This window comes from Bacillus sp. A260 (genome assembly GCF_009861435.1).
Taxonomy (GTDB): Bacteria; Bacillota; Bacilli; order Bacillales; family Bacillaceae_G; genus Bacillus_A; species Bacillus_A cereus.
In genome coordinates this window covers 4,314,701-4,326,864 of the sequence record NZ_CP046398.1, presented here as the reverse complement: position 1 = coordinate 4,326,864, position 12,164 = coordinate 4,314,701, and the positions used below count along the sequence as shown (strand labels likewise).

Genomic DNA, 12,164 nt, shown 5'->3' with positions numbered 1-12,164 from the left:
ATTTGATTGCTTAGAGAAAACAGCCATGAGAGGGAAAGGGAATGAGTGAATGAATGGAATGGTTATTTGGAATTATAGGTACTTGTAGTGTAGTGTTATTGTTCTTTGTCCCAAGTGGTATACTTAGTTCGACAACAAGTTTGTTCTTCTTAAGTTTGTTTGCTTGTACGATGCTTATTATTATGTTTTTAATGAAGCGAAGTAAACCAATCTTCTATTTTAGCATGATTGTTATGGCAATTATTGTTCTCCAAATTATTACCCTTGTAATATACCCCACAATTATAAAAGCTTTCCATTAATGATGAATCCTCTGCGCTTGTTGCTGGGGATTTTTATTTGTACAATTTTAATTTTTAGTAGAGATTTATTCGTATTGGAATGTAAAAATTAAATATTTTTATATTTCAAACAAATAGTTTTGGGATGTTGTGTTCTCATTACGCATTTGATATATTTACTTTGAACATAATTAAAATCAAGAAAAAGAGGCGGACGTATGGATAAAAAAGAAAATACGGTCGTATTGTTTCCACAACTATCAGAGCGCTATATTGATGAAGGTTTTTTAGCGCTGAAAGAGCGGAAGTTCGAAGATGCATTGCGCTGCTTTGAAATATTACGTCAGTATAATGCGGAAACGGAACAAACGGAATTAGCTTCAGTTATTTGTTTACTCGAATTAAAACGTATGGAAGAAGCGAAAGACAAATGTGAACAGTTGCTTAAAACAGGAGTTGTCTTATTTGGTGATATTCTTGAAACGTACGTGACTATTTTAGTTCAAACAAATGATTATGAAGGTGTTATTGAAACTGTTGAAAAGGTTTTACAAACGAAAGATATAATGCCTGATCAAAAGGAAAAATTAGCGCAACTTGCTTTATTTGCAGAAGGTATGCTCAATGAGGGAGACGCATCGCTAGTGGATTCAAATTTTGAGTTGGATGAGTTTACTAATGAAATTTTTGGAGAAAACTTTGGACAGAAGCTAAGAGCGATTCAGCGACTTTCGTTAAAAGACTTAGATCTTGCATTACCTGTTTTAAAGAAATTTTTAATAGAAGAAGAGCAACACCCCTATTTGAAAACTTCTATTTTGTATAAAATGATAGAAAGTCAGGTAGAAGAGGAAATAGAGGTAGAAAAGTTTGGGAATACGATTAAGGTAATTCCAGCATTTACAGGTCATAATGAGGAGCAATCCAATAACATTATACATAAATTATCAAGTCGATTAGAGCAAAATTATCCCGATATATTTGAAGCAATGGTTACATATTGGAAAGAATTGCAAATTAGTGTTTTCCCATTTGCTCTATTAATGGATAAAGAAGAGATTTGGTCAGCTGTTTTAGAGAGAATTGGAAGAAAGCGTTTCGGATTGGCTATTGATGAAGAAGAGCTTATGGCAGCATACAATATCGAATTGGAAGAGTTTCATATTGCCTATCAATGGTTATTACGTGTTGAAAGAGAAGGATATTTGCCCGTATAATTATGAAAAAGAATCGTTCAGTTCTTGAAACGAGCATATTCTATGTTATAATGTAAGGGTTGCAAAAGGCAGAAAACTGCCTGTTTGTAAGAGAAGAGAAGTGTAATTCTCTTACTTAATATGTTTCATATTATTCTCGAACAAAATATACCGTAGTTGTCTTCTGGGCAATTAGTAGATTGGAACATTATATCTGAAAGCTTTTGCTAGAGGATTATTTGTGTATTTGTTATTTCAAAAAAGAGATAATGAAGATCTTAATCTATAGAGGTATGTGCATACATTATTATAGTTGGAGGGAAAGAATAAATGTCTACAAAATGGGAAAAATTAGAAGGTAACGTTGGCGTTTTAACAATCGAAGTTGATGCTAAAGAAGTAAACAACTCTATCGACGCTGCGTTCAAAAAAGTAGTAAAAACAATTAACGTACCAGGTTTCCGTAAAGGAAAAATGCCTCGTCCATTATTCGAACAACGCTTTGGTATTGAATCTTTATACCAAGATGCTTTAGATATCATTTTACCAAAAGCATACGGTGAAGCGATTGAAGAAGCTGGTATCTTCCCAGTTGATCATCCTGAAATCGACATCGAGAAGTTCGAAAAAAATGCTAACCTTATCTTCACTGCAAAAGTTACAGTGAAACCTGAAGTTAAATTAGGTGAGTACAAAGGTTTAGCAGTAGAAAAAGTTGAAACAACTGTAACTGACGAAGATGTAGAGAACGAATTAAAATCTTTACAAGAACGTCAAGCTGAACTAGTTGTTAAAGAAGAAGGAACTGTTGAAAACGGTGATACAGCTGTAATCGACTTCGAAGGTTTCGTTGATGGCGAAGCATTTGAAGGCGGAAAAGGCGAAAACTACTCTCTAGCAATCGGTTCTGGTACATTCATCCCAGGTTTCGAAGAGCAAGTAATCGGTCTTAAATCTGGTGAGTCTAAAGACGTTGAAGTATCATTCCCAGAAGAGTACCATGCTGCTGAATTAGCTGGCAAACCAGCAACATTCAAAGTAACAATTCACGAAATCAAAACAAAAGAACTTCCTGAGTTAAACGACGAGTTCGCTAAAGAAGCAGACGAAGCGGTTGCAACTCTTGATGAATTAAAAGCAAAACTTCGCACAAACTTAGAAGAAGGCAAAAAGCACGAAGCTGAGCACAAAGTACGTGACGAAGTAGTAGAATTAGCTGCTGCTAACGCTGAAATCGAAATTCCAGAAGCTATGATCAACACTGAGTTAGATCGTATGGTTCGTGAATTCGAGCAACGTTTAAGCCAACAAGGTATGAACCTTGAGCTTTACTACCAATTCACAGGTACTGATGCTGACAAATTAAAAGAGCAAATGAAAGAAGATGCACAAAAACGTGTAAGAATCAATCTTGTTCTTGAAGCTATCATTGAAGCTGAAAACATCGAAGTTACTGAAGAAGAAGTAACTGCAGAAGTTGAAAAAATGGCTGAAATGTACGGTATGCCAGTAGACGCTATCAAGCAAGCTCTTGGAAGCGTAGACGCTTTAGCTGAAGATCTTAAAGTGCGTAAAGCTGTAGACTTCTTAGTAGAAAACGCTGCATAATAAAATAACAAGGCACGATTAAAATCGTGCCTTGTTTTATAAATATAGAAATATATTTATAAAACTTTTCGATGGAGAAGGAAAAGTTCCTTTACAAGTCGAATATACATATTTCAAAAGTTTTAAAAATTTTTTATTTGTACATAACTAGTCATATTATTTGTATTTCTCGCCACGTAGTGACATAATATGTATTTACATACGATACATTTATCGTGTACATACGAAGGCAAGAGGTTAGCACTTTGTAAGGGGTGTGAAAATATGTTTAAATTTAATGATGAAAAAGGGCAATTAAAATGTTCTTTCTGTGGTAAAACACAAACGCAAGTTCGAAAGTTAGTGGCAGGTCCAGGTGTTTACATTTGTGACGAGTGTATCGAACTTTGTACTGAAATTGTACAAGAGGAGCTTGCGAAGGACGAAGAAGTAGAATTCAAAGATGTACCGAAACCGGTAGAAATTCGTGAAATCTTAGATGAGTATGTCATCGGGCAAGATAGCGCGAAAAAAGCACTAGCGGTAGCGGTATATAACCATTACAAACGCATTAATTCTAACAGCAAAATTGATGATGTAGAATTAGCGAAGAGTAATATCGCACTTATCGGGCCAACAGGTAGTGGTAAAACATTACTGGCACAAACTTTAGCGCGTATTTTAAATGTTCCATTTGCAATCGCGGACGCAACATCTTTAACAGAAGCTGGATATGTTGGGGAAGATGTAGAAAATATCTTACTAAAATTAATTCAAGCAGCTGATTATGATGTAGAGAAAGCGGAAAAAGGAATCATTTATATTGATGAGATTGATAAAGTGGCACGTAAGTCCGAAAATCCATCAATTACACGTGATGTATCTGGTGAAGGTGTGCAGCAGGCACTTCTGAAAATTTTAGAAGGTACTGTAGCAAGCGTTCCACCTCAAGGTGGTCGTAAGCATCCGCACCAAGAGTTTATTCAAATTGATACAACGAACATCTTATTCATTTGTGGTGGAGCGTTTGATGGCATTGAGCCGATTATTAAACGTCGCCTTGGTGAAAAAGTAATTGGATTTGGTTCTGAGAAGAAAAATGCTGATGTGAATGAGAAGCATGTTTTATCTCACGTATTACCAGAGGATCTTTTAAGATTTGGTTTAATTCCAGAGTTTATCGGTCGTCTTCCAGTTATTGCGAACCTAGAGCCACTTGATGAAGATGCTCTTGTTGATATTTTAACGAAACCGAAAAATGCACTTGTTAAGCAATTCCAAAAATTATTGGAGCTTGACGATGTTGAGTTAGAGTTTGAAGAAGGTGCACTAATCGAAATTGCGAAAAAAGCAATTGAACGTAAAACGGGTGCTCGTGGACTTCGTTCTATTATTGAAGGCTTAATGCTTGATGTAATGTTCGAACTTCCATCTCGTAAAGATATCGAGAAGTGTATTCTTACAAAAGAAACAGTAGCTGATAATGAGCCGCCAAAATTGGTGTTACAAGACGGTACTGTACTTGATACAAAAACATCTGCATAATGCGAAAGGGAAACAGCAATTTTTATAATTGCTGTTTTTCTTTATGTTTAGCTACGTTCCTCCGCGGAAATACTAAGAGATAAAATATTGCGGGAGGAAATAAATAATGAGCTGGACAAATATATTTTTAGTTGTTCAACTTGTTTTTGGTGTAATTGTCGGATTGTATTTCTGGCATTTACTTCGAAATCAACGAACACAAAAAGTTTCAATTGATCGAGAATCGAAAAAAGAATTAGAACAGCTTCGTAAAATGCGTGAGATTTCTTTAACAGAGCCGCTAGCAGAAAAGGTGCGTCCTACAACCTTTTTAGATATTGTAGGGCAAGAGGACGGAATTAAGTCGTTAAAAGCGGCTCTTTGTGGTCCGAATCCGCAACATGTAATCATATATGGCCCGCCAGGTGTTGGGAAAACAGCGGCAGCACGTCTTGTATTAGAAGAAGCGAAACGAAATCCTAAATCTCCATTTCGTACGAATGCAACATTTATTGAACTTGATGCGACAACAGCTCGGTTTGATGAACGTGGTATCGCAGACCCTTTAATAGGTTCGGTGCATGATCCGATTTATCAAGGTGCTGGGGCGATGGGGCAAGCAGGTATTCCGCAACCGAAAAAAGGTGCTGTAACAGATGCACATGGTGGTATTTTGTTTATTGATGAGATTGGCGAGCTCCATCCGATTCAAATGAACAAAATGTTAAAGGTGTTAGAAGATCGAAAAGTATTTTTAGAAAGTGCGTACTATAGTGAAGAAAATACGATGATCCCAACATATATACATGATATTTTCCAAAAAGGCTTACCGGCAGATTTTCGCTTAGTTGGAGCAACGACACGTTCGCCAGAGGAAATTCCTCCTGCTATTCGGTCACGTTGCTTAGAAGTATTTTTCCGTGAATTAGATACGGAAGAAATTCAAAAAGTAGCGAAAAATGCCGCGGAAAAAGTGGAAATGCAAATAGGTGAAAATGGTATTGAAATGATCGGGATGTATGCAAGGAATGGACGAGAAGCGATTAATCTCGTGCAAATCTCTGCTGGTATGGCGATAAATGAAGAACGTTCTTTCATTAAGGATGAAGATATAGAGTGGGTTGTTCACTCAAGTCAGCTTACACCGAAATATGAAAAGCGCATTTATCCGATTCCAAGGATTGGTCTTGTAAATGGTCTTGCTGTATACGGACCAAATACAGGTGCGTTATTAGAAATTGAAGTAACAGCAATCAAGGCGAAAGATAAAGGATCGGTAAATGTTACCGGAATTGTGGAAGAAGAAAGTATTGGTAGTCAAACGAAATCGATTCGTCGTAAAAGTATGGCGAAAGGCTCTGTTGATAATGTATTAACAGTACTTCGTTCTTTAGATGTGTTGCCAGAAGGATATGATATACATATTAATTTTCCAGGTGGTATCCCGATTGATGGCCCTTCTGCAGGAATCGCTATGGCAACAGGTGTATATTCTGCGGTGCACCGCACGTATGTAAATAATGAAGTAGCGATGACAGGGGAAATAAGTATACACGGAGAAGTAAAACCTATTGGTGGCGTGTACGCAAAAATAAAAGCTGCGAAAAAAGCGGGAGCTAAGAAAGTCATTATTCCTGCTGAAAATATGCAACCATTTTTGTATACGATCAAGGGAATTGAAATTATTCCTGTCCGTAAGTTAAAAGAAGTATTTGAGTTAACGTTTATGCAAGAAAATATGCATAGAGAGCTAGATGTACATACTAAGGTAGACGAAACTGATGCACAATCTATGTAAAAATAAACAATAATAAAATTTGCCAGACTTCGTTTAAGTTTGTATGCTTAATCGGAGTCTTTTTTCTTTTCGTGAGGTAGAAAAACAAGCTATTTACAATTGCGCGGAATCTCAGCAATTGCATCTAGGTGTATTGTAATATAAAATAGTTGAACAGGAGTTTAATTTATTATGGAGGTGCTATGTCTAGTATGAATACGAACGAAAGAATCGTGCCCCTCCTACCATTAAGAGGCGTTCTCGTATATCCAACGATGGTTTTGCATCTTGATGTAGGACGTGATAAATCGATACAAGCACTAGAGCAGGCGGCAATGGATGAAAATATCATCTTTTTAGCAATGCAAAAAGAAATGAATATCGATGATCCGAAAGAAGATGACATATATAGTGTAGGTACGGTGGCGAAAGTGAAGCAAATGTTAAAATTGCCGAACGGTACGCTTCGTGTCCTTGTGGAAGGTTTACATAGAGCAGAAGTAATAGAGTTTATCGAAGAAGAAAATGTAGTACAAGTGTCGATTAAAACGGTAACTGAAGAAGTAGAAGATGATTTAGAAGAGAAAGCTCTTATGCGTACGTTACTGGAGCATTTCGAACAATATATTAAAGTTTCGAAAAAAGTTTCAAATGAAACATTTGCAACGGTAGCTGATGTGGAAGAACCAGGGAGATTAGCTGATCTAATTGCTTCTCACTTGCCGATTAAAACGAAGCAGAAACAAGAGATTCTAGAGATTGTATCTGTAAAAGAACGATTACAAACACTTATTTCAATTATTCAAGATGAACAAGAGTTACTTAGCCTAGAAAAGAAAATTGGGCAAAAAGTGAAACGTTCCATGGAGCGCACGCAAAAAGAATATTTCTTACGTGAGCAAATGAAGGCGATTCAAACTGAACTTGGCGACAAAGAAGGCAAGGGCGGAGAAGTAGAAGAACTTCGTGAGAAAATTGAACAGTCAGGAATGCCGGAAGAAACAATGAAGGCTGCGCTGAAAGAATTAGATCGTTATGAAAAGTTACCAGCAAGTTCTGCGGAGAGTGGTGTTATTCGCAATTATATTGATTGGTTATTAGCGCTTCCGTGGACAGAGGCAACAGAAGATATAATTGATCTTGCTCATTCGGAAGAGATTTTAAATAACGATCATTACGGTCTTGAAAAAGTGAAAGAGCGTGTACTTGAATATTTAGCTGTACAGAAGTTAACGAATTCATTAAAAGGACCTATCCTTTGTTTAGTAGGCCCTCCTGGGGTCGGCAAAACTTCGTTAGCGCGTTCAATTGCAACATCATTGAATCGTAACTTCGTCCGTGTATCTCTTGGTGGTGTACGTGATGAATCTGAAATTCGTGGTCACCGCCGTACATATGTTGGAGCAATGCCAGGACGCATTATTCAAGGTATGAAAAAGGCGAAAACAGTTAATCCAGTCTTCTTATTAGATGAGATTGATAAAATGTCTAACGATTTCCGTGGAGATCCATCAGCGGCATTACTTGAAGTATTAGATCCAGAACAAAACCATAACTTCAGTGATCATTACATTGAAGAACCATATGATCTATCAAAAGTTATGTTTGTAGCAACTGCTAATACACTTTCAAGTATTCCAGGTCCATTACTTGACCGTATGGAAATCATTTCGATTGCTGGCTATACAGAACTTGAAAAAGTACACATTGCTCGTGAGCATTTATTGCCGAAACAATTAAAAGAACATGGCTTACGAAAAGGTAATTTACAAGTGCGTGATGAAGCGCTGCTTGAGATTATTCGTTATTATACACGTGAGGCTGGTGTTCGTACGCTAGAGCGCCAAATTGCAAAAGTTTGCCGTAAAGTAGCGAAGATTATCGTTACAGCAGAACGTAAACGTATCGTTGTGACAGAGAAAAAGATTGTTGATTTACTTGGTAAACACATATTCCGTTATGGGCAAGCTGAAAAAACAGACCAAGTTGGTATGGCAACAGGTCTAGCTTACACAGCAGCAGGCGGCGATACACTTGCCATTGAAGTTTCTGTAGCGCCAGGAAAAGGGAAACTAATTTTAACAGGGAAACTTGGGGATGTTATGAAAGAATCAGCACAAGCTGCGTTTAGTTATATACGTTCTCGTGCAGAAGAGCTTCAGATCGATCCGAATTTCCATGAGAAAAATGATATTCATATTCACGTTCCAGAAGGAGCAGTTCCAAAAGACGGACCGTCAGCAGGTATTACGATGGCAACGGCACTTATTTCTGCGCTAACAGGTATTCCTGTAAGTAAAGAAGTCGGTATGACAGGTGAAATTACACTTCGTGGTCGTGTATTACCAATTGGTGGTTTAAAAGAAAAAACATTAAGTGCTCACCGCGCAGGCTTAACAAAAATTATTTTGCCAGCAGAAAACGAGAAAGATTTAGATGATATTCCAGAGAGCGTAAAAGAAAACCTTACGTTTGTGCTTGCATCTCATTTAGATGAAGTATTGGAGCACGCATTAGTAGGAGTGAAACAATGAAAGTAACAAAAGCAGATATTGTAATTAGTGCTGTTAAACCAGAACAATATCCAGACAGTGATTTACCAGAAATTGCATTAGCAGGTCGTTCAAATGTGGGGAAGTCTTCCTTTATTAATAAAATTTTAAATCGTAAAAAGTTAGTACGTATTTCTTCTAAACCAGGAAAAACGCAAACGCTGAACTTTTTCTTAATCAATGAGATGATGCACTTTGTTGACGTTCCAGGTTATGGATATGCGAAAGTATCTAAATCGGAGCGCGCTGCATGGGGGAAAATGATTGAAACGTACTTTACAACGCGTGAACAATTAGACGCAGCTGTATTAGTAGTTGATTTACGTCACCAACCAACAAGTGATGACGTGATGATGTATGATTTCTTAAAGCATTATGAAATCCCAACAATTATTATTGCGACGAAAGCCGATAAAATTCCGAAAGGGAAATGGCAAAAGCATTTAAAAGTTGTAAAAGAAACGCTTGCTGTTGAAATTGGCGATGAAATTGTTCTATTCTCTTCTGAAACAGGACTTGGAAAAGAAGAAGCGTGGAAAGCAATTCATAAATTTACAAAAACAAAAAACGCGTGACGAATGTCGCGCGTTTTTGTTTTGCTAAATTTTTTAGCGTACGTTTAATGTAACTTCAATATTTCCTCGTGTTGCTTTCGAGTAAGGACATACACCGTGAGCGGCTTCTACAAGTTCTTGTGCTTCGCTATGTGAAACGCCAGCGACATGTACATCAAGTACAGCGGATAGGCCGAAACCACCATCTGTATCTTTTCCGATAGAAACGTGAGCAGTTACTTCTGTACTTTCTACTTTCACACGTTTTGTACGAATGACAAGTTGTAATGCACTATCAAAACAAGCGGCATAACCAGCAGCAAATAGTTGTTCTGGATTTGTTGCCTCTCCGCCTGCACCACCTAGTGCTTTCGGCATTTTCACATCAAGATTTAATATGCCATCATCTGAGACTACTTTTCCGTTTCTTCCACCTGTAGCAGTTACTGAAGCAGTATATAATTTATCCATGTTTATTCCCCTTTTCTATCATTAATTGTTTTCATTGTTTCAATTAGTTTATTTAATTGAATTAATAAAGAACGATATTCTTGTTCTGTAATTCCTAAATTTGTTGCCATTGTTGTTGGTAATGAACAAGCCTTATCTTGTAAATCTTTACCTTGTTCTGTTAATTCAATACATACTTTTCGCTCATCTTCTTTGGAACGAACGCGTTTTACAAGGTTTAATGATTCCATTCGTTTTAACATAGGTGTTAACGTACCGGAATCTAAAAATAGACGTTCTCCAATTTCTTTTACTGTGAGTCCATCTTGCTCCCATAGTACGAGTAAAGTAATGTACTGTGGATACGTAATGCCCATTTCTTCTAAATACGGTCGGTAAAAGCGTGTAACCTCTCTAGAACAGGCGTAAATAGAAAAACAAAGTTGGTTATCTAGATGTAAAGAATTATCTACCATACATAACTCCTTCCTTATTAAATTGTGCACAATTTAATTTTGTAAAACCAATATAACGAAAAAGAAATACAATGTCAAATACATTGTATGGAGAAAGTTCGTGCTACAATTTGGAACAATCATACATATTTTCCTTCATGATGAAAGAAGATAGGAAAGATGATGTTATAATTCATATGGAATAGTTTCCATCACTTGATTATGAGGGCTTTTTTTGGTAACGTACAAATAGAGTTATTAATTTATAATCATTATAAAGTAGAAAGTTTTTATTCGTTTTACTGAATCTCCTTTATTACATACGGAGAATAAATAAAAAAATAATCGGTTGTTCACACGATTGTCAGATTCATAAGAGGAAAGTTGTATTATGATAGTAGATAAAGTGATAAAACGGGTGAAGGGGGACATGCTGCGTGCATATTCTTGTTGTTAGTGTAAATTATCGAACAGCCCCTGTAGAATTTCGTGAGAAACTCACATTTCAGGCAGCAGAACTAGAGCGAGCGATGACTACATTACAAAATCAAAAGAGCGTGTTAGAGAATGTCATTGTGTCAACTTGTAATCGCACTGAGATTTATGCTGTTGTCGATCAATTACACACGGGACGGTATTATATTAAGAAGTTTTTAGCTGATTGGTTTCAGCTTGAAATAGAAGAAGTCGCGCCATATTTAACTATTTTTGAACAAGATGGCGCAATAGATCATTTATTCCGCGTAACGTGCGGTTTAGATTCAATGGTAGTCGGAGAAACGCAGATTTTAGGTCAAATAAAAGATAGCTTTTTAGAAGCGCAACAAGTTAAAGCAACAGGCACAATTTTTAATGAATTGTTTAAGCAAGTCATTACATTAGCAAAACGTGCCCACTCAGAAACAACAATCGGGGAAAGTGCAATGTCTGTTAGTTATGCTGCTGTTGAGCTTGGAAAGAAAATATTTGGCGAGTTAACAGATTGTCATGTGCTTATTCTTGGTGCTGGTAAAATGGGCGAACTTGCACTACAAAACTTATATGGAAGTGGTGCTCGTAAAGTAACAGTTATGAATAGGACGCTTTCGAAAGCAGAAGTAATGGCTGAGAAATATATGGGACATGCAAAATCGTTAAGCGAATTACAATGTGCATTATTAGAAGCAGATATTTTAATTAGTTCAACTGGTGCATCTGAGTATGTCATTACGAAAGAGATGATGACAAAGGTGGAGAAAATGCGCTCTGGTCGTCCATTATTTATGGTTGACATTGCAGTGCCGCGTGATATTGATCCAGCGATTGATGAGCTAGAAGGTTCTTTCTTGTATGATATTGATGATTTACAAGGAGTAGTGGAGGCAAACCGTGCTGAGCGTTTGAAAGAGGCAGAGAAAATTCAATTTATGATTGAAGAGGAAATTGTTCTGTTTAAAACGTGGTTAAGTACACTTGGTGTTGTTCCATTAATATCAGCTCTTCGTGATAAGGCACTTGCAATCCAAAGTGAAACGATGGTAAGCCTAGAGCGAAAAATACCAAACCTTAGTGATCGTGAGAAAAAAGTTATTAGTAAGCATACGAAAAGTATTATTAATCAATTATTAAAAGACCCAATTTTAGTAGCGAAAGAAATAGCTGCTGAAGAGGGAGCGAGCGAAAAATTAGCGTTATTTGCAAAGATTTTTGATTTAGAAACGGAAGAAGTAGAGAGTCGTGCGGAAGAAGTAGAACATAAAAGAGTGTGGACACCATCCGTTCCATCTTTATAATTTGGAAGGATGATCG

The 12,164-nt window shown here is 36.8% G+C and carries 10 protein-coding genes; 8 read left to right on the top strand and 2 right to left on the bottom strand.

Features of this window, described 5'->3' with window-relative positions; all coding sequences use genetic code 11:
* Nucleotides 1-53 precede the first annotated feature (53 nt).
* The 7 genes from GD442_RS21935 (at nucleotide 54) to ysxC (ending at nucleotide 9,492) form a co-directional block, all read left to right on the top strand.
* Nucleotides 54-302, top strand: coding sequence for a hypothetical protein (locus GD442_RS21935; RefSeq protein ID WP_001983650.1), 249 nt, complete (start codon nucleotides 54-56; stop codon nucleotides 300-302).
* 197 nt (nucleotides 303-499) lie between these two features.
* Entirely contained in the window at nucleotides 500-1,498 is a 999-nt protein-coding gene (locus GD442_RS21930) for a hypothetical protein (RefSeq protein ID WP_000358277.1), read from the top strand.
* Nucleotides 1,499-1,807: 309 nt separating this feature from the next.
* Nucleotides 1,808-3,085, top strand: a complete 1,278-nt coding sequence (gene tig, locus GD442_RS21925; RefSeq protein ID WP_000105215.1) for a trigger factor — start codon at nucleotides 1,808-1,810, stop codon at nucleotides 3,083-3,085.
* A 264-nt stretch (nucleotides 3,086-3,349) separates the two neighbouring features.
* Nucleotides 3,350-4,609, top strand: coding sequence for an ATP-dependent protease ATP-binding subunit ClpX (clpX, locus tag GD442_RS21920; RefSeq protein WP_000472289.1), 1,260 nt, complete (start codon nucleotides 3,350-3,352; stop codon nucleotides 4,607-4,609).
* A 106-nt stretch (nucleotides 4,610-4,715) separates the two neighbouring features.
* Entirely contained in the window at nucleotides 4,716-6,386 is a 1,671-nt protein-coding gene (lonB, locus tag GD442_RS21915) for an ATP-dependent protease LonB (RefSeq protein ID WP_000119176.1), read from the top strand.
* Nucleotides 6,387-6,568: 182 nt separating this feature from the next.
* Nucleotides 6,569-8,899, top strand: coding sequence for an endopeptidase La (gene lon, locus GD442_RS21910; RefSeq protein WP_000097289.1), 2,331 nt, complete (start codon nucleotides 6,569-6,571; stop codon nucleotides 8,897-8,899).
* Entirely contained in the window at nucleotides 8,896-9,492 is a 597-nt protein-coding gene (gene ysxC, locus GD442_RS21905) for a ribosome biogenesis GTP-binding protein YsxC (RefSeq protein WP_000869116.1), read from the top strand. Before lon ends, ysxC begins: the two co-directional genes overlap by 4 nt.
* A 33-nt stretch (nucleotides 9,493-9,525) precedes the next feature.
* On the opposite strand, the gene GD442_RS21900 is transcribed toward ysxC, so the two are convergent.
* Nucleotides 9,526-9,942 (bottom strand): organic hydroperoxide resistance protein, encoded by a 417-nt coding sequence (locus GD442_RS21900; RefSeq protein ID WP_000359781.1) that lies wholly within the window; start codon nucleotides 9,940-9,942, stop codon nucleotides 9,526-9,528.
* Nucleotides 9,943-9,944: 2 nt separating this feature from the next.
* Nucleotides 9,945-10,397 carry a MarR family winged helix-turn-helix transcriptional regulator gene (locus GD442_RS21895; protein ID WP_000228198.1) on the bottom strand — a complete coding sequence of 151 codons (453 nt, stop codon included), beginning with the start codon at nucleotides 10,395-10,397 and terminating at the stop codon, nucleotides 9,945-9,947.
* 416 nt (nucleotides 10,398-10,813) lie between these two features.
* Here GD442_RS21895 and hemA point away from each other — a divergent pair, with 416 nt between their 5' ends.
* On the top strand, nucleotides 10,814-12,148 hold the full coding sequence (gene hemA / locus GD442_RS21890; protein WP_000547868.1) for a glutamyl-tRNA reductase: 1,335 nt from the start codon (nucleotides 10,814-10,816) through the stop codon (nucleotides 12,146-12,148).
* The last annotated feature ends 16 nt before the right edge of the window (nucleotides 12,149-12,164 follow it).

Bases quoted from the DNA above. Each gene is read 5' to 3' on its own strand.
- GD442_RS21900 (WP_000359781.1), bottom strand. From the start codon at position 9,942: ATGGATAAATTATATACTGCTTCAGTAACTGCTACAGGTGGAAGAAAC.
- tig (WP_000105215.1), top strand. From the start codon at position 1,808: ATGTCTACAAAATGGGAAAAATTAGAAGGTAACGTTGGCGTTTTAACA.
- lonB (WP_000119176.1), top strand. From the start codon at position 4,716: ATGAGCTGGACAAATATATTTTTAGTTGTTCAACTTGTTTTTGGTGTA.
- clpX (WP_000472289.1), top strand. From the start codon at position 3,350: ATGTTTAAATTTAATGATGAAAAAGGGCAATTAAAATGTTCTTTCTGT.
- GD442_RS21935 (WP_001983650.1), top strand. From the start codon at position 54: ATGGAATGGTTATTTGGAATTATAGGTACTTGTAGTGTAGTGTTATTG.
- lon (WP_000097289.1), top strand. From the start codon at position 6,569: ATGTCTAGTATGAATACGAACGAAAGAATCGTGCCCCTCCTACCATTA.
- GD442_RS21930 (WP_000358277.1), top strand. From the start codon at position 500: ATGGATAAAAAAGAAAATACGGTCGTATTGTTTCCACAACTATCAGAG.
- GD442_RS21895 (WP_000228198.1), bottom strand. From the start codon at position 10,397: ATGGTAGATAATTCTTTACATCTAGATAACCAACTTTGTTTTTCTATT.
- ysxC (WP_000869116.1), top strand. From the start codon at position 8,896: ATGAAAGTAACAAAAGCAGATATTGTAATTAGTGCTGTTAAACCAGAA.